The following is a 17,886-nucleotide window of genomic DNA, read 5'->3' as shown; positions in this document are numbered from 1 at the left end:
GTTCGCCCTTGCGTTGTGAAATTTAAGATAATGGGTTTTTAAAAGGATTTTCAGGTGCCGATTGATCAGGTTTATGAAAAATTAAATGGCGCAATGTCTCTTCGCGGTTTCATCACCGTCTCCGTTGCGATTTTTGATGAAACCGTAGATGCATTGATTAACCGTGTTTTTCGTAAAACGGATTTCGCCGTGAAATCCGTGGTGGATTCCCTGTTTGAAACCTCCGGCCCGCTTTCCGATTTAAGCATTCGCTTAAAAGTGCTGCTGGGTTTAGGCATTGTGGAACAGCCGGTTTTTGCCGACATTCTTCACTTTATCGGGCTAAAAGAAACCTTAAATAACGACGAAAAAGACTATGATTTTTCCGATGATATTATTTTGGATTTCGCCCGCCATTTACATTTATTGGAAGATAAACAGCTCCTCGATTTCCCGCCCGAAGCCGACAATCAGGATTCCTTGCTTTACCAAATCAAACGTCAGCGCAAGGAAAAAGTTATCCGCTCCAGCCTCATTCTCACCATTACCGACATTTGCGAACGCCTGCAAACCGAAAGCCCGTTGTAGGTTTCGGGGCAAAAGTGCGGTCAAAAATTCAAGTGTTTTTTAACCCGCCGAAAAACAAAAGACCTGAATTCGCTTCAGGTCTTTTTTTATCATCGGAAATGCTTTTAGGCGATTTCCGCCAGTTTCACCGGGCGTCCTTCATCAAGAGAACGTTTTGCCGCCAACGCGATAAGCACAGGTTGCAAACCGTCGTTGCCGTTGACTAAAGTCGGTTTGTCGTTCACTACGGAATCCACAAAGCACGCCATTTCGTCAGCGAAAGATTGCATATAGCGTTCCAGGAAGAAATATTTCGGTTTTTCGGCAATCACGCCTGCTTCACAGGAATACACGGCGGTAGAATCGGTATCATTACGGGTTTGTACCGCGCCTTTCGAGCCGAACACTTCCGCCCGTTGGTCGTAGCCGTAAACCGCCTTGCGGCTGTTGTCGATTACACCGATCGCGCCATTCGCCAGTTTTAAGGTGATGACGGCGGTGTCAATATCGCCGGCTTTACCGATTTCCGGATTCACCAACACGCCACCCGCCGCATACACTTCCACGACTTCGCTGCCGGATAAATAACGGATCATGTCGAAATCATGAATGGTCATGTCAAAGAACATCCCGCCGGACACTTTAACGTATTCAATCGGCGGTGCGTCAGGGTCGCGGGAGGTGACGCGGATTAAGTGCGGTTCGCCGATGTCGCCGTTTTCCACGCGGGTCTTGATGGCTTTAAAGTTGTGGTCAAAACGACGGTTGAATCCTACCTGGAATTTCACGCCCGCTTTTTCCACTTCGGCTAAGACTTCTTTAATGCGATTTACATCGGCATCCACCGGTTTTTCGCAGAAAATGTGTTTGCCGGCACGGGCGGCTTCAATGGAAATCGGCGCGTGGGTGTTGGTGGAGGAACAAACCAACACGGCATCAATTTCAGGATCCTGCAAAATGTGTTTATAGTCTTCATAAACGTGCGGAATGCCCATGCCTTTCGCCCATTGTTTGAGCTCATCGGTGACGCGAACATCGGAAATCGCTTTGATTTCAGCGCCTTTGACATATTTTGTAATGCTTTCGGAATGTACGCGACCGATACGACCGGCGCCGATAATACCTACTTTAATCATGATTAAATCCCCACTGTTTCTTTAATGTATTTACGGCCTTTGACGGCATATTCAAATGGGTTGGCGATTGCCGGATCCTGTTCCGCTTCAACGACCATCCAGCCTTTGTAATTGTGTTTCTCGAGAATGTCGAAAATCGGTCTGAAATCAATCACACCGTCGCCCGGCACGGTAAAGGTGCCTTTACGCACGCCTTCCAGGAAGCTCAGATTATTGGCTTTTACGTCGGCGACCACTTCATCGCGCACGTCTTTCAAATGCACGTGGCAAATGCGATCGATGTATTTTTCCAAAACATCCAGCATGGCTTTTTGTGAGCCTTCGGAATAGTAGAGATGACCTGAATCGAATAACAAATACACATCATCATTAACCACCGCCATATACTTATCAATTTCTGCCGGGGTTTGAATGCCAGTGCCCATGTGGTGGTGCAGGCAAACTTTCATGCCTTTTTCGGCGGCAAGTTTGGCAAGTTCGTTGTAACCTTCGGCGAGGCGTTGCCATTCTTCTTCGGTGAATACGGTTTTCTCTTTGAACACGGCTTTGGTGGTGCCTTGAATACTACGGCTTTGCTCGGAACAGCCGATCACTTTGGCGCCCATGGCATGGAGGAAATCACGATGTTTGATAAATTCTTTGATGGTTTCCTCTTTTTTACCATCGACAAAAAACGTACTGAACCACGCATTACAAATTTGAATACCGCGAACCGCCAGTTTATGTTTTAACACTTCCACATCGCGCGGATATTTATTTCCAACTTCACATCCGGTAAAACCCGCAAGTGCCATTTCACTTACACATTGTTCAAAGGTATTCTCTTTGCCAAGATCAGGCATATCATCGTTAGTCCAACCGATTGGCGCGATACCTAATTTCACGTTTTCAGCTTTCATAGTGTTTTCCTTCTCAACAGAGTGGTTAAATTGGAGAAATAAATTAAATGACGGATTAATAACGTCTTGCTTCGTTAATGTGTTTCACGCTGTTTTTGTGCGCTTTGCGGATTTTTTCTTTTTCCGACACTTCCGGCACGCCGACGTGCCACCAGCTGCCGTAGCCGTGGATCATGGTTTTCGGCAAGACTTTTATGTCAATCAGCGTAGAGACGGTTTGTTTTTGCGCATCGGCGAGGGCGGCGCGTAATTCCTCTTCGGTGGTGACTTTATAGGTTTTGCAACCGTAAGATGCCGCATTCATGGCAAAGTCAACGGGCACGAATCCGCCGTCTAATTTATTGGTTTGCGGATTTCTGAAGCGGAATTCGGTGGCGAAGCTGTCCATACCATTGCCGATTTGCAGATTGTTAATACAGCCGTTTGTCATGTTGTCGAATAAAATTACGTTGATTTTTTTATGTTCCTGAACGGAGGTCACCAGTTCGGAATGGAGCATCATGTAAGAACCGTCGCCCAATAAGGCATAAACTTCTTTTTCAGGTTGCGCCAATTTCGCGCCCAATGCGGCGTTCACTTCATATCCCATGCAGGAATAGCCGTATTCCAGATGGTAAGTGTTTTCACCCTTGGATTGCCATGCCCGTTGCAAGTCACCCGGCAAGCTGCCCGCGGCGCCTACGATAATGTCGTTTTCGCCCAAGGTTTCATTGAGAATGCCTAACACGCGACTTTGGGGCAGATGGGATTGGGTCAATTTAATAAATTCCGCATAGACTTTTTCGCGATCTAAAGCATCGTCCACTTCCGGTACGAAATCGGTTTCGGTGTAAACCGCGTGATAAATCCGTTGGAGTTCTTGGGCAAATTGCGCTTTGGCTTCGGCAACGGCGTTGCCCCATTGAGCGCGGTAACGGTAGCCCGTCGGTGCTAAAAGTGCGGTCAGTTTTTCCAGCGTTTCTTTGGCATCGGCAACCACTTGGACGCCATCCAGTTTATAGGCATCGAAACGAGCAACGTTGATGTTCAGGAATTTCACATCCGGATTTTGGAAGATCCATTTTGAGGAGGTGGTGAAATCCGTGTAACGCGTGCCAATACCGATAATCAGATCCGCTTCTTTTGCCAACAGGTTGGCGCTCAAACAGCCGGTTTCTCCCACACCGCCCACATTCAAAACGTGCTCGGAAACGACCGCACTTTTTCCCGCCTGGGTTTCGGCAAAAGGAATCTGGAAGGTTTCGGCGAACTGTTTTAATTGCTCCGCCGCTTCGGAATAACGCACCCCGCCACCACAAATAATTAACGGTTTTTTCGCCTTCAGAATCAAATCCACGGCAGATTTCAACATAGGTTCGGTAGGGAGCGTGCGCTCAATGCGGTGAATGCGTTTTTGCAGGAAATATTCCGGGAAATCATAGGCTTCCGCTTGGACGTCTTGCGGCAGAGCGATGGTGACGGCGCCGGTGTCCGCCGGATCCGTTAACACCAGCATGGCGTTAATACAAGCGGTCATCAGTTGTTCCGGACGGCTGACTCTGTCCCAATATTTGCTCACGGCACGGAACGCGTCGTTTGTGCTGATGCTTAAATCATGGAATTGTTCGATTTGTTGTAAAACCGGATCCGGTTGGCGGGTGGCGAAAACATCACCCGGTAAAAGAAGAAGCGGAATGCGATTGGCGGTTGCGGTGGCGGCGGCAGTAATCATGTTGGCGGCGCCGGGACCGACGGAAGAGGTGCAGGCGTAAATTTTTTTACGCAGATTTTGTTTCGCAAAACCGATGGCGACATGTGCCATGCCTTGTTCATTGCGCCCTTGGCGTACAATCAGGTTACCGCTGTCTTGTTCCAGCGCCTGACCAATGCCGAGCACATTGCCATGACCGAAAATACCAAAGATACCTTCAACAAATTTTGTTACTTTGCCGTCAAATTCGATATATTGATTATCAAGGAATTTTATAAGTGCTTGTGCAACAGTAAGTCTTACGGTTTTCATCAGAATCTCCTTTACGGGTAGCGAGCATTGAAACCCAGTATATAAGCATTCTTTTAATTTTAAATGCTTTTGAAACAAAAATTTCATTTTTGCGACATAGATCAAATTTTTCCGAATTTATGTTTTATCTTGCAAGATCAGGTTAACAGCCTGTTAAATCTTGGCGAATTAAATATAGAAAAGAAAATTTAACGGGGCTGATTTTGTGATTAACGTCTAAAAAAACAAATTTCAATGTTGATTTTTTTGAAATATATGTTTCAATTTTATGCAGGTAAAATAATTTCATTAAAATAAGAAGGAATTGCATTATGAAAACGGTGGAAAAAACATTAGACCTTATTTGTCTTGGTCGGGTTGCTGTTGATCTTTATGCCCAACAAATCGGCGCCAGATTGGAAGATGTCTCTTCTTTTTCCAAATATCTTGGCGGTTCGTCCGGTAACGTTGCTTATGGCACGGCGGTGCAGGGTGTGAAATCCTCCATGCTGGCGCGTGTCGGTGATGAACACATGGGGCGTTTTTTGCGTGAGGAATTACAACGTGTCGGCGTGGATACCAGCCATTTGATTACGGATAAAGAACGCCTGACTGCCCTTGTGATTCTAGGCATTAAAGATCAGGACACTTTCCCGTTGATTTTTTACCGTGAAAATTGTGCGGATATGGCAATTACCAAAGAGGATTTTGATGAAAGTTATATTGCTTCCGCCAAAGCGCTTGCCATTACCGGCACCCATTTGTCGCATCCGAAAACACGAGAAGCCGTGTTAACGGCGTTGGAATATGCGGGCAGAAATAATACGAAACGTTTGCTGGATATTGATTATCGTCCGGTGTTATGGGGGCTGACGTCCTTGGGTGATGGGGAAACCCGGTTTATTGATTCGGCGGCGGTAACTAAATCATTGCAAGAAGTGTTACACCATTTTGATGTGTTGGTGGGCACAGAAGAAGAATTCCACATTGCCGGCGGTTCGACAGATACTTTAACCGCACTTAAAAATGTGCGTAAATTCAGCCATGCCGTTTTGGTGTGTAAACGTGGTGCGCTGGGCTGTTCTGTGTTTGAAGGGGAAATCCCTGATGATTTGGACGGCGGGTTAAATGTTTATGGAGTCAGAGTCGAAGTGCTTAATGTATTGGGTGCCGGCGATGCCTTTATGTCGGGGCTGATTCGTGGTTACATTAATAATGAAGGCTGGGAACAGGCGTGTCGTTATGCCAATGCTTGCGGTGCGTTGGTGGTTTCCCGTCACGGTTGTGCACCGGCAATGCCGACCAAAGCGGAATTGGATAATTATCTTGCCCGCGCACAATCGGTGCCGCGCCCGGATTTAGATGAACAACTTAATCATTTGCACCGAGTGACAACCAGAAAAGCCAAATGGGATAACTTATGTATTTTTGCTTTTGACCACCGTAAACAATTGGTGGATATGGCGGAAAAATACGGTGCGGACGTCAAACGTATTCCTAAACTGAAACAGCTTCTCTTGCAGGCGGCGGAAAAAACGGCACAGGAAGAAGGTATTTATAACGGTCAGGCGGGGATTCTGGCGGATACGACTTTCGGACAAGCGGCATTGAATGAAATTACCGGCAAGAAATGGTGGATTGGTCGCCCGATTGAGCTGCCGTCCTCCCGTCCGTTGCGTTTGGAACACGGCGATTTAGGCAGCCAATTAGCCGGTTGGCCCCAAGAGCATGTAGTGAAATGTTTGGTCTTTTATCATCCGAAAGACCGCGCAGAGATGAAAGCGGAGCAGGATGTCACATTAAAACAAGTGTATCAAGCCTGCTGTCGAACCGGTCATGAGTTGCTGTTGGAAGTGATTTTGCCGGCGGATATGGAACAAAACGAACAATATTACGCGGACATTCTCGCACACTTCTATCAATTAGGTATTAAGCCGGATTGGTGGAAATTACCGGGCGTTTCAGCGCAGGATTGGGAACGTATCAGCGAAGTAATTCAGGCAAATGATCCATATTGTCGCGGCATTTTGATTCTCGGCTTGGATGCGCCGGAAGTGCAGTTTAAAGCAGTATTTGATGCGTCTGCCAATACGCCTTTAGTAAAAGGCTTTGCAGTGGGGCGGACAATTTTCGGGCAGCCGTCGGCGGATTGGTTTGCCGGAAAATTAACAGATGACGAACTGATCGCCGAAGTGGGTGAAAGATACAGAAGACTGATTAAACTTTGGAAATCCCGTTAATAACCATCAACGTAAAATGCCCCGTTCGGGGCATTTTTGTTACTTGCTTGTTTTCTCTTTTTCTTTTTCCAGCCCTAGCACAATCGCCAGTGTTTGAACCAACGTCATCGTTGAGCATTGGGAACGAAATCCCAACACCTGCGCTTCTTTTATCACAAAAGCAATATCGCTGAAGGCAAGTAGCGGGCTGATTTGGCTGTCGGTGATGGCAATTTGCTTAATGCCTTTTTTGGCACTGGTATTCATAATATTGACGGTTTCCGCCGCATAAGGCGAGAAACTAATGGCAACCACCACATCGCCTTCTTTAACCTGATTGAGCTGTTCATCAAACATCCCGCCCAAGCCATTAATTAAAAAGGAACTGCAATCTAAGTGATGGAGAGCGTAGTTGAGATAACAGGCAACGCTAAAAGATCGTTTTAGACCGATAATAAAAATGTTATTGGCTTCTTTTAACATTTTGGCGGCGGCGTAAACTTGATCGTTTGTGGTTTGTTCTGCCAGTTGAATCAATGCCTGACTGTTGGCTTGCGAGAAAATCGTCAAAATGTCTTCCGGGGATTCTTCTCCTTCCGATCGGGCGATTTTGTGTGAAAGCTGTAGTCGCTCCGTGTAGTTTGTGGTTTTTTCCATGAGATTTTCACGGAAAATTTGTTTCATTTCGTTAAAGCCGGAAAAACCGAATTCGGCAGCAAAGCGGATTAATGTAGAGGGCGGTACGTCCGCTTTTTCGGCGATAGTGGCAACGGTATCAAAAACGATGCTGTCGCTGTTGTCCAAAATATATTGAGCAACCTGTTTGAGCCTTTTACTTAAGCTGTCGTAACGGGTTTGTATTTCTGTTTGTAAATTGGTTAATTGAGATTTTTCTTTCATCTTGTTATATCCATAAAATAAATATTCATAAATATTATCGAGATGAATGAAAAATTCAAGAAAAAAGCGGTTATTTCGTTTGAAAAAATGACTGCACTTTTAGTCGATTTTATGGATTTACGCTTTCACTATTTGAATTTATCGGCGTATTCTTCGCTGTTAATCCAGGCGTGATCCTGTTCCCAGGTAAAACGCCATTTTCTCACCGGACCGGCCATCACGTTTAAGTAATAATTTTCATAACCGGCGATGGTGGCAACGGGATGATAACCTCTTGGCACCTGAACTACATCACCGTCATATACCGCCATACATTCATCTAGTGATCGATCGTCAGTGTAAACGCGTTGTAATGCGAAGCCTTGTGACGGGAAGAAACGGTGATAATAGGTTTCTTCCAGGTAGGTTTCGGTTGGGGAGTTTTTATCATCGTGTTTATGGCTGGGGAATGAACTGGTATTGCCTTCATCGGTAAATACTTCAACCACCAATAACGCATCTGCGGTTTCGGTTTCCGGCAGGATATTGTGCACCAGACGTTTATTGTTGCCGTATCCGCGTTTTTCTACGCCCACATCTTTTGGTTCGATTAAACGCACCGGCAAATTCCCTTGGCTTGGTGCACGACAAACCGCCAGTTCTAAATAGCTTTCCGCGTTAATGTGGACCTGCTGATGATGCGGCACGTATACGGAATAAGGGGGGATTCGCTCAAAAGGCGAAGTGCGGTTGCCGATATGTTCAAATGTGGCTTGAGCGGTTGCAACAGTGGCTTGACCAGCAATCAGCACGAAGCAAACCTCAGTATTTTCCGTATCGAAGGTAAGCTCTTGGTCTTTTTGCAGGTGATACATCTCAAAACCGACATATTCCCAATTGGCTGTTTGCGGTGTGATTTTTTGGACTTCACCGTTCTTTTCAGGATGATTTTTTTTGGATTTAGATAGTAAGTAACTCATCGCATTCTCCTAAAATGACTCAATAGACTCCTTGGATAATACTCCCTTAACTTAATTAATCTACCGGCTTTTCCTTAAAATCAGATACAGATCACAAAAGTGGAATAAAAAGTTCATTTTAGGGTTTATATGTATTGTATTTTTCAAATGACAGGATTAATTTGAATGCGTTCATAAAATGAACAAGGAGGATAAGCACACAAGTTTTCATGTAATCATTTATGTTGTAAACCTACAACGATATATTAACCAGGAGAATATGTATGGACGTTGAACTACTAAATAGATATTTATTTTCTCAGGAGTTAGTCAAAGAAGTTGGGAAAATTGCACTGGATTTTTACCTTAAACGTAAGGAATTAAAAATTGAGTGTAAAAAAGGTGATTTACAGGATCAAGTCAGTATCGCGGATAAAACCGTTGAAGCGAAAATTAAAGAAGCATTAAAACAACATTTTCCGCAAGATGGTTTTTTAGGCGAAGAATCCGGTGCTGAAAACTTATCCTGTGAATATTGTTGGGTTGTGGATCCAATTGATGGCACCAGCCCGTTTTTATATGGGTTAAACGCATGGTGCGTGTCCATTGCAATTTTGCATAAAAATCAAATTGTCTCCGGTGTGATTTTTGATCCCGTCCACAATGAGTTGTTCAGAGCAATGAAAGGGGATGGCGCATTTCTGAATGATCAACCTATTCACGCTTCCTCTTCCACCTCTTTAAAAGAAGGATTAATGGGATTAGGCGTTTCCCACCGTGTTCACCCCGATACTTTTACTCCTGTGCTACACCAAATTTTATTGGACGGTGGGATGTTCATTCGTAACGGTTCCGGTGCGTTAATGTTGGTTTATGTGGCGGCAGGTCGCTTGATTGGCTATTTTGAGCCGCATATTAACGCTTGGGATGTTTGCGCCGCGATCATTATTGTTCAGGAAGCGGGCGGGCATGTGAATAATTTCCTTGAAAATGAAGGACTCGGCAAAGGAAATTATATTTTAGGTTGCTGTACCGAAGCGCTGTTTACAGAACTCAATCACATCAAAAATTCACACGAAATACGCTAGCGTAGAAAGGAGGCTATATGTCTGTTCTCAGCTTTTTTAAAGCCAGTTCGGCAATTCCGTTGAAGGATTACACGGAAAAAATGTTTAGAAGTACACGAATGAAAAACTTTTGGGCATTTTCATTCGCTTACGCCATTTATTATGTTTGTCGCTTATCTTTTAATGTGGCGAAGCCTGCGTTGGTCAATAACGGCATATTAAGCGCAACGGAATTGGGGGTTATCGGTTCCGCAACCTTTATTACTTATGCGGTCGGGAAATTCGTGAACAGTGCGTTGGCGGATCATTCCAACATCGTTCGTTTCTTTTCCGTCGGCTTGTTCTTTTCCGCGCTTGCCAATTTCGCCATGGGCATGAACACCAGCGCCATTGTGTTGACCATTATTTGGGGATTCAACGGTTGGGTGCAATCCATGGGGGTGGGACCTTGCGTCGTGGCGTTATCCCGTTGGTATGATGACAAAGACCGTGGTTCCTATTATGGTTTCTGGTCTGTTGCGCATAATGCGGGGGAAGCGATTACTTTTGTGGTGACAGCCGCCATTATTACCGCATTCGGTTGGCGCGCCGGGTTTAATTTTGCCGGTATCACCGGCTTGTTAGGTGTGCTTGTGACCATCATGTTCATGAAAGATTCGCCGGAATCCTGCGGATTTAAACCGATTATTAAAACCGAATCAAAAGAAGAAACTTTCGATAATAAAGAAGTATTAAAACACCAATGGGAAGTGATAAAAAATCCGGCGATTTGGATCCTGGCAGTCGCTTCTTGTTGTATGTATATTGCCCGTTATGGCGTGAACAGTTGGGGCGTATTTTTCCTGGAAAACGGCAAAGGCTACACCACCATTGAAGCGGCTTCTATTATTAGCGTAAACAGTATTGTCGGTATTCTGGGAACGGTGGCTTCAGGCTGGTTATCCGATCGTTTCTTACAGGGTAGACGGAATATCATGACCATCGGGGTCAGTTTGCTTAACGTCATTTCTTTGGCAGCCTTCTTATTCGCCCCGAACGGTAATACCTGGTTCTCCATTATTGCACTTTCCGTCTTTGGTATTACACTCGGTATTCAATTATGTTTCTTAGGCGGTTTATTGGCGACGGACATTTCCCATAAATCCGCATCTGGTATCGCATTAGGCATGATGGGCGTATTCGGTTATGCCGGTGCGGCGGCAGGGGAGTTTCTCACCGGCTTTATGTTAGATAAAACCACGGTGATTAATGAAGCCGGTAAGAAAATTTATGATTTCGACAGCTTGTCCTATTTCTGGGTCGGCGCCGATGTGTGCTCCGTATTGGCATCCGTGCTGTTTGCTGTGGTTGTATACTATCAAACCCGACGGGTTACAAATTAATCATGACGGACAAAAAAGTGCGGTAGATTTTCACCGCACTTTTTTATGGGATTGACTAAAATCAGACACAGATCACAAAAGTGAAATAAAAAAATTAATTTAAAATAAAATGATTTGAAAATTTTATTTTATTTTCCTACTCTATAGCTACTTTGGGTGATAAGCGTCATCGTTTTATGTAAATTACCATTCGTTTATCGCAATGTTAATTTCTTAAGCTATAAGAAGGAGTTCAAAATGGAAACCGTTTATAACTTTATTAATGGTAAACAAGTTCCAAGCAGAGGGACAAAAGCGCATCCGATTTATAACCCGGCAACCGGCGAGCAAATTCGTCAGGTGATCATGAGTTCGCCTGAGGATGTCAATGAAGCGATTGAAGTGGCGCATAAAGCCTTTGCCGATTGGTCGGCAACCGCTCCGCTACGTCGTGCCCGTATTATGTTTAAATTTAAGGAATTATTGGAAAGAGATTGGGATTCATTGGCTCGTTTGATTGTTGAAGAACATGGTAAAGTGTATTCCGATGCGTGCGGTGAATTGACGCGTGGCTTGGAAGTGGTGGAATTTTCATGCGGGATTCCTCATTTGTTAAAAGGTGAATTTTCAGAACAGGCGGGACGTGGTATCGATATTCACTCTTCATTGCAACCGTTAGGCGTAACTGTGGGAATCACGCCATTTAACTTCCCGGCAATGGTGCCGATGTGGATGTTCCCGATTGCCTTAGTTTGTGGTAATACCTTCATTTTGAAACCGGCAAAAGCCGATCCTTCTTTATCTATTCGTTTAGCCGAGCTGTTAAAAGAAGCCGGTTTGCCTGATGGAGTATTTAATGTGGTGCATGGCGATCGTAATGACAATGAAATTTTATTGCGCGATCTGCGTGTTCATGCGGTGAGTTTTGTGGGGTCAACACCGGCAGCGGCACATGTGTATAAAGTCGGTTCTGAATTCGGCAAACGCGTACAAACCTTTGGGGCTGCGAAAAATCATGCACTTATCATGCCTGATGCGGATATTGAATCCACGGCGAATGCTCTCTTGGGGGCGGCATTCGGTGCGGCCGGGGAACGTTGTATGGCGTTGGCACTGGCAGTGACGATTGATGATGAAACCACAGATAAATTGGTTGCCGCCTTAAAACCGAAAGTGGAAGCGCTTCGTTATGGTCCGGGCATTCCGAAACCGGGTGAAAAAGAAATGGACTTTGGTCCGCTCATTACGCAACAACACTTGAATAACGTGACCAATTACATTACAACCGGGGTAGAAGAAGGTGCTACTTTAGTGGTTGACGGACGTGGCAAAAAACCGGCAGATTATGAAAATGGCTTCTTTATCGGCGGTTCCTTATTTGACAATGTGACTTCCGATATGGTGATTTATAAAGAGGAAATCTTTGGCCCGGTACTCGGCATTGTCAGAGCGAAAAGCTTTGAAGAGGCGATGAAGCTGATTAATGAACATCCTTACGGAAACGGTACGGCAATCTTTACTTCCGACGGCGGCGCGGCGCGTGAATTCGCTTACCATGTTCAAGCCGGTATGGTGGGGATCAATGTGCCGATTCCGGTACCGATGTCATTCCACTGTTTCGGCGGCTGGAAACATTCTTCTTACAGCACCTTGAATGTTTATGGTCCGGATGGTGTTCGTTTTTATACGAAGATGAAAACGGTAACAACACGTTGGCCGAATAAATATGTGATTGAAAATGCGGCATTTAGTATGCCTACACTTTAATCGGCGTCATTTTTAAATCACGGGGAGGAGATAATGGAACTTGAGGACTTATCTCCTCTTATTTTATGTCATAAACAGTAAGGACATAGTATGAAACAAGTGCGTATCGGTTTAGTGGGAACGGGATATATTGGGCGTTGTCACGCAATTGCTTATGCTCAGGCGCCGACGGTGTTTCCTCTTGATGCCGAGTTGGTTTTAGAGTATTTGGCGGAAGTCACCCCCGAATTAGCGGAAAAAAAAGCAAAAGAATTTGGTTTTAAACGTTTTACCGGTGATTGGCGTGATATCGTGCAGGATCCGAATGTGGATGTGGTGGATATATGCACACCGAATTTTCTCCATAAAGACATTGCGTTGGCGGCCATTGCAAATGGCAAACACGTTTATTCCGAAAAACCGCTGGCATTGACGGCGGCAGATGCCAAGTTAATGTACAAAGCAGCAAAAAAAGCTGGGGTTAAGACTTTAGTCGGGTTTAACTACATCAAGAATCCGACAACCCAATTGGCACGGGAAATTATTGCCAAGGGCGAAATCGGTGAAGTTATTCATTTCTATGGCACACATAATGAAGATTATCTCGCTAATGAAAATACACCGTTGGATTGGCATTGTGTCAAAGAAAAGGCTGGTTTGGGCACATTAGGTGATCTTGCCGCACACATTGTGCAAATGTCTCAGTATTTGTTAGGACAAGAGATTCGCGTGGTTATCGGTGATATGCAAACGGTGATTCAAACCCGACCTAATCCTAACAGTCTGCAAGAGCGTCTGACGGTAGAAAATGAAGACCAGGCGAGCGCGTTGGTGCGTTTCGCCAATGGTTGTATGGGAACGATTGAAACCTCCCGTATCGCTTGCGGGCGTAAAATGGGGCTAAGTTATGTGATTACGGGAACAAAAGGCACAATTTCCTATACTCAGGAACGAATGGCTGAATTGAAGCTTTATCTGCATGATGAAGATCCTGCAAGACAAGGGTTTAAAACCATTCTCACCGGACCGTTACACCCTGATTACAAGCATTTTTGCGTAAGTGCCGGCCATGGTATCGGTTTTAATGACCAAAAAACGGTGGAGATCAGAGATTTGGTCAATGGTCTTGCGTCTTCTGAAAATACCTTATATCCGGATTTTGAAGAAGGTTACAAGGTTTCCCGCGTGTTGGATGCTATTGCGTTTTCATGTGAACAAAAGCGTTGGATAGACGTAGAAGAGGTTGCGTAACGAATTCGTATTGAGCATGAACATAGGAGTCTTTGGACTCCTATTTTTTTGCTAAAAATAAAATATTTAGTTTATTTTTGCAGTAGTTAAATTTTCCTTCCAAAAAATAAGATCTATCTCACACTTTCAAAAAATGGCGGTTGCAGGAAATCTTCTTTTAATGATATAGATACTAAACGGACGATTTGTTTCAAATTGTATATTGGTGAAATTTATATTCGCATGTGATTGTTGTGGTGGGGTATAGCAGTATTTCAATTTTTGTTGTTATTCGTTTAACCGATAAAAGGGAGTAGCATTATGAAAAAGACACTACTTGCGTTACTTTGTGGTGGAATCCTATTAACGTCTCAAGCTGTTATTGCTAAAAATGTTGTAATTGGCGCTCCGATGGTTGCCTTCTCCGATAAATGGCAAACCTATCTTCAAGATGCGATTCGTGAATTTGATAAAACTCACGATGATGTTGAAATCAAACTTGCCGATGCGAACGGTGACCCTGCCCGCTTATTAAATGATGCGGAAACCTTCATTGACCAAAAAGTCGATGCCTTACTGGTTGTGCCGACCGATCCGAATATTGTTAAGGTAATTGGCAGAAAAGCCAAACGCGCCGGCGTTCCTCTCATTATTATTAATCGTAAACCGTTAGATGAAGATATGCAGTATGTCACCAGTTATGTGGGATCTGATGAAATTGAAGGGGGACGTATTCAAGCGGGCTTCATTGTGAATACATTGAAAGGTAATCCTGCCGAAGCCGCCATTTTAATGGGACCTTTAGGTCAGGATGCGCAAATTAAACGGACACAAGGTAACAAAGAAATTTTTGCACAGAATAAAAATATCAAAATCTTTACCGAACAAGAAGGTAAATGGGACAGAGCTAAGGGATTGGAAATTGCAGAAAACCTACTTGCGGCAAACAAAAATCTGAATGTTGTGGTAAGTAATAATGATGAAATGGCGATTGGTGCCGTATTGGCAGGTAGAAAGTTAGGACTTAAAGACGAAGATTTAATTATTGTGGGATTGGATGCGACACCGGATGCGTTGGATTACCTGGGTAAAGGTTTAGATGCGACCGTGTTCCAATCTGCTGCCGGTCAAGGTGCTGCAGGCGCGGAAATGGCATATCTCGCGGCTAAAGGTGAAAAAGTGCCGTCCGTGAAATGGGTACCTTTTGAACTTGTCACACCGGATAAAAAAGAGGAATACCAGGCGAAATATAAAAAATAGTTTTTAATCAGCTATAACGGAAAGGACAGCATTGTCCTTTCCGTTACCCATAAAACATCTATTCACAAACGGAGGGATAAACAATGTTAAAAAAGATGTGCATCTTGGTTCTTGGTCTCTTTTTCACTCCGCTCATTCTTGCCAAATCCATAGTGGTTGGCGTTTCAATGTATAGTCTCGCTGATAAATACCCGACCTATTTGCAGGATTCAATGAATAAATTTGTGCGTTCGCAAACAGATCTTAAATTTAAATATGCGGATGCCAATGGTGATCCGGCAAAAATGCTGAATGACGTAGAGAATTTTATTGATTCCAATGTGGATGCGTTAATTATTATGCCAACGGATCAAAAAATTGTGAAAGCCATCGGCTTAAAAGCAAAAAAAGCCAAAATCCCTTTAATTGTCGTCACTGTAAAACCGAATGAAGAAGATATGCAATATGTAGCAAGTTATGTGGGATCCGAGGAAGTTAAAAGCGGGGAAATGCAAGGTGAATTTATTGTTAATTCGCTGAACGGTAAACCGGCGAAAGCGATTATTTTACTCGGTCCGTTGGGCTTGGAAGCGCAAATTAAACGTACGGAAGGCAATAAAAAGATTTTTGCGCAACATCCTGAAATTAAGGTGGTGGCGGAACAAGAGGCAAAATGGGACCGATCAAAAGGCATGGAAGTGGCGGAAAATCTGCTTTCGGCACATCGCGATGCCAATGTGATTTTGAGTAATAATGACGAAATGGCAATCGGCGCATTGCTCGCGGCGAGGAAACTGGGCTTTAAAGATGAAGATTTGCTTATTGTCGGCATTGACGCGACACCGGATGCGTTGGGGTATTTAGGTAACGGTCTTGACGCGACTGTTTATCAATCGGCATCAGGGCAGGGGCGTTTGAGTGCAGAAATGGCATACAAAGCTGCGTTAGGCGAAGACATTCCGAAATATAACTGGATTCCTTTTGAATTGGTGACACCCGATATGAAGGAGCAATATATCAACAAATATAAGGAGTAAATTGACCGCACTTTATAACGATAACGACGATTTTAGTATTCGTTCTTAACCGATTTAAGGAGTTAAAAATGACTAACAGTTCAAATTCTCCGTATATTTTAGAAATGCGAAATGTGTCAAAAACATTTCCGGGGGTGAAGGCACTTGACGGCATTAATCTTCGCGTAAAACGTGGAAGCGTTCATGCCTTAATGGGGGAAAACGGTGCCGGGAAATCCACCTTGATGAAAGTGCTGTATGGCATCTATATCCCGGATGATGGCGGAGAATTAATTTTGGACGGCAAACCCTTTAAACCAAGTCGTCCTATTGATGCGATTCGTTGCGGCTTAACCATGGTGCCGCAGGAAATTTCCCCGGCTGCCAATTTGACCATCGCCGATAATTTTTACTTAGGGCGTGAAATTACCCAAGCCAAGTTTTTTCTCGATCAGAAAGCAATGGATGAGCAGGCTTCGGCGATATTAAAAGAGCTTGGCGTGCCGATGGACGTGACCGCCAAAATGTCCGATGTATCGGTGGCAAAAGCGCAGTTAGTTGCTATTGCTACGGCGGTTTCTAATGACGCCAAAGTCATCATTATGGACGAGCCGACCACGGCATTGACGGAAAATGAGGTCGAGCAGCTTTACCGCATTATTGAAACGGTAAAAGAAAGAGGCATCGCGATTATTTTTATTTCCCATAAATTAGATGAAGTTTTCCGTGTATCTGATGAGATTACCGTCATTCGTGACGGGCAATATGTAGATACCAAGCCAACCAAAGACGTTAGTAAAGAACAGCTTATTTCCATGATGGTGGGACGAGATATGTCGGAAATGTTCCAGCGTGAGCGTTTTGATTTATCCGATGAAATTGTGCTGGAAATTAAACATTTCACCCGCGCAGGAAAATATCAGGATATTAATTTCGCCGTGCGTAAAGGCGAAATTTTTGGTATTGCCGGATTGGTCGGTGCGGGACGTTCGGAAATCGTGGAAGGGTTATTCGGTTATAAACCGGCGGATAGCGGCGAAATTTATATTAAAGGCGAAAAAGCGATTATCAATAATCCGTTAGATGCCATGAAATATAAAATCGGTTTTGTGACGGAAGACCGGAAACTGACAGGGCTATTTTTAAATTTGAGCATTACAGACAACATGATTATGCCGAAAATGTCGCCATATCTGGAAAATTTCCTGGTGTCTGTCGTCAGAGCAAAAAGAACAGCAAATGAACAAAAAACAAAGCTCAAGATAAAAGCCCCGAATGTGGAAGTGATTACAAACAATCTTTCAGGGGGAAATCAGCAAAAAGTCTTACTTGCCCGCTGGCTATTGTTAGAGCCGGACATTCTGATTTTGGATGAACCGACAAAAGGGATTGATGTGGGGGCAAAAGCGGAATTGTATAAACTAATGGTTGAGCTATCAAAACAGGGCAAAACCATCATTATGATTACGTCGGATATGTTGGAGCTTTTATCGATGAGTGACCGCGTGATGGTAATGCATGAAGGATATCAAGTGGGTATTATTCCTCATACGGATCTGACACAAGAACGCATTCTTGAATTGGCTTCAGGCTAATTTTTTTATTTAT

The 17,886-nt window shown here is 44.1% G+C and carries 14 protein-coding genes; 9 read left to right on the top strand and 5 right to left on the bottom strand.

Features of this window, described 5'->3' with window-relative positions; all coding sequences use genetic code 11:
- The first annotated feature begins 54 nt into the window (after positions 1-54).
- Entirely contained in the window at positions 55-567 is a 513-nt protein-coding gene (locus LIN98_RS09665; protein ID WP_014167940.1) for an MltR family transcriptional regulator, read from the top strand.
- A gap of 104 nt (positions 568-671) precedes the next feature.
- Here the strand turns inward: LIN98_RS09665 and iolG are convergent, their stop codons facing one another.
- From iolG to iolD, 3 genes are read right to left on the bottom strand one after another with little or no spacing between them, the layout of a single operon-like run.
- A complete protein-coding gene (iolG, locus tag LIN98_RS09660) occupies positions 672-1,682 on the bottom strand; it encodes an inositol 2-dehydrogenase (RefSeq protein ID WP_014167939.1) in 1,011 nt (336 codons plus the stop codon).
- Between the two features lie 2 nt (positions 1,683-1,684).
- On the bottom strand, positions 1,685-2,581 hold the full coding sequence (gene iolE / locus LIN98_RS09655; protein ID WP_005571035.1) for a myo-inosose-2 dehydratase: 897 nt from the start codon (positions 2,579-2,581) through the stop codon (positions 1,685-1,687).
- Between the two features lie 55 nt (positions 2,582-2,636).
- The gene (iolD, locus tag LIN98_RS09650; RefSeq protein ID WP_014167937.1) at positions 2,637-4,583 is read right to left on the bottom strand and encodes a 3D-(3,5/4)-trihydroxycyclohexane-1,2-dione acylhydrolase (decyclizing); all 1,947 of its coding nucleotides are present in this window, start codon (positions 4,581-4,583) and stop codon (positions 2,637-2,639) included.
- Positions 4,584-4,894: 311 nt separating this feature from the next.
- Here iolD and LIN98_RS09645 point away from each other — a divergent pair, with 311 nt between their 5' ends.
- Complete coding sequence (locus LIN98_RS09645) at positions 4,895-6,802, top strand: bifunctional 5-dehydro-2-deoxygluconokinase/5-dehydro-2-deoxyphosphogluconate aldolase (protein WP_005591970.1); 1,908 nt, start codon at positions 4,895-4,897, stop codon at positions 6,800-6,802.
- Between the two features lie 39 nt (positions 6,803-6,841).
- Here the strand turns inward: LIN98_RS09645 and LIN98_RS09640 are convergent, their stop codons facing one another.
- On the bottom strand, positions 6,842-7,681 hold the full coding sequence (locus tag LIN98_RS09640) for a MurR/RpiR family transcriptional regulator (RefSeq protein WP_025298511.1): 840 nt from the start codon (positions 7,679-7,681) through the stop codon (positions 6,842-6,844).
- Between the two features lie 128 nt (positions 7,682-7,809).
- A complete protein-coding gene (gene iolB, locus LIN98_RS09635) occupies positions 7,810-8,640 on the bottom strand; it encodes a 5-deoxy-glucuronate isomerase (RefSeq protein ID WP_014167933.1) in 831 nt (276 codons plus the stop codon).
- 263 nt (positions 8,641-8,903) lie between these two features.
- Between iolB and LIN98_RS09630 the strand changes: the two genes are divergently transcribed.
- The 7 genes from LIN98_RS09630 (at position 8,904) to LIN98_RS09600 (ending at position 17,873) form a co-directional block, all read left to right on the top strand.
- Positions 8,904-9,707 (top strand): inositol monophosphatase family protein, encoded by an 804-nt coding sequence (locus LIN98_RS09630; RefSeq protein WP_014167932.1) that lies wholly within the window; start codon positions 8,904-8,906, stop codon positions 9,705-9,707.
- Positions 9,708-9,724: 17 nt separating this feature from the next.
- Positions 9,725-11,068, top strand: coding sequence for an MFS transporter (locus tag LIN98_RS09625; RefSeq protein ID WP_014167931.1), 1,344 nt, complete (start codon positions 9,725-9,727; stop codon positions 11,066-11,068).
- A 237-nt stretch (positions 11,069-11,305) separates the two neighbouring features.
- Positions 11,306-12,814 carry a CoA-acylating methylmalonate-semialdehyde dehydrogenase gene (locus tag LIN98_RS09620; RefSeq protein ID WP_014167930.1) on the top strand — a complete coding sequence of 503 codons (1,509 nt, stop codon included), beginning with the start codon at positions 11,306-11,308 and terminating at the stop codon, positions 12,812-12,814.
- A gap of 90 nt (positions 12,815-12,904) precedes the next feature.
- Positions 12,905-14,044, top strand: coding sequence for a Gfo/Idh/MocA family protein (locus LIN98_RS09615; protein ID WP_050846464.1), 1,140 nt, complete (start codon positions 12,905-12,907; stop codon positions 14,042-14,044).
- A 300-nt stretch (positions 14,045-14,344) separates the two neighbouring features.
- A complete protein-coding gene (locus tag LIN98_RS09610) occupies positions 14,345-15,283 on the top strand; it encodes a substrate-binding domain-containing protein (protein WP_005570606.1) in 939 nt (312 codons plus the stop codon).
- 83 nt (positions 15,284-15,366) lie between these two features.
- The gene (locus LIN98_RS09605; RefSeq protein ID WP_005570608.1) at positions 15,367-16,299 is read left to right on the top strand and encodes a sugar ABC transporter substrate-binding protein; all 933 of its coding nucleotides are present in this window, start codon (positions 15,367-15,369) and stop codon (positions 16,297-16,299) included.
- Positions 16,300-16,367: 68 nt separating this feature from the next.
- Positions 16,368-17,873 (top strand): sugar ABC transporter ATP-binding protein, encoded by a 1,506-nt coding sequence (locus tag LIN98_RS09600; protein WP_061869923.1) that lies wholly within the window; start codon positions 16,368-16,370, stop codon positions 17,871-17,873.
- Positions 17,874-17,886: the final 13 nt, after the last annotated feature.

It is taken from the genome of Aggregatibacter actinomycetemcomitans (assembly GCF_023518055.1).
Lineage (GTDB): Bacteria > Pseudomonadota > Gammaproteobacteria > Enterobacterales > Pasteurellaceae > Aggregatibacter > Aggregatibacter actinomycetemcomitans.
The sequence above is the reverse complement of the archived record's forward strand: the minus strand, read 5'-3'. Positions and strand labels throughout refer to the sequence as shown.

Bases quoted from the DNA above. Each gene is read 5' to 3' on its own strand.
- iolG (WP_014167939.1), bottom strand. From the start codon at position 1,682: ATGATTAAAGTAGGTATTATCGGCGCCGGTCGTATCGGTCGCGTACAT.
- iolE (WP_005571035.1), bottom strand. From the start codon at position 2,581: ATGAAAGCTGAAAACGTGAAATTAGGTATCGCGCCAATCGGTTGGACT.
- iolD (WP_014167937.1), bottom strand. From the start codon at position 4,583: ATGAAAACCGTAAGACTTACTGTTGCACAAGCACTTATAAAATTCCTT.
- LIN98_RS09645 (WP_005591970.1), top strand. From the start codon at position 4,895: ATGAAAACGGTGGAAAAAACATTAGACCTTATTTGTCTTGGTCGGGTT.
- LIN98_RS09640 (WP_025298511.1), bottom strand. From the start codon at position 7,681: ATGAAAGAAAAATCTCAATTAACCAATTTACAAACAGAAATACAAACC.
- iolB (WP_014167933.1), bottom strand. From the start codon at position 8,640: ATGAGTTACTTACTATCTAAATCCAAAAAAAATCATCCTGAAAAGAAC.
- LIN98_RS09630 (WP_014167932.1), top strand. From the start codon at position 8,904: ATGGACGTTGAACTACTAAATAGATATTTATTTTCTCAGGAGTTAGTC.
- LIN98_RS09625 (WP_014167931.1), top strand. From the start codon at position 9,725: ATGTCTGTTCTCAGCTTTTTTAAAGCCAGTTCGGCAATTCCGTTGAAG.
- LIN98_RS09620 (WP_014167930.1), top strand. From the start codon at position 11,306: ATGGAAACCGTTTATAACTTTATTAATGGTAAACAAGTTCCAAGCAGA.
- LIN98_RS09615 (WP_050846464.1), top strand. From the start codon at position 12,905: ATGAAACAAGTGCGTATCGGTTTAGTGGGAACGGGATATATTGGGCGT.
- LIN98_RS09610 (WP_005570606.1), top strand. From the start codon at position 14,345: ATGAAAAAGACACTACTTGCGTTACTTTGTGGTGGAATCCTATTAACG.
- LIN98_RS09605 (WP_005570608.1), top strand. From the start codon at position 15,367: ATGTTAAAAAAGATGTGCATCTTGGTTCTTGGTCTCTTTTTCACTCCG.
- LIN98_RS09600 (WP_061869923.1), top strand. From the start codon at position 16,368: ATGACTAACAGTTCAAATTCTCCGTATATTTTAGAAATGCGAAATGTG.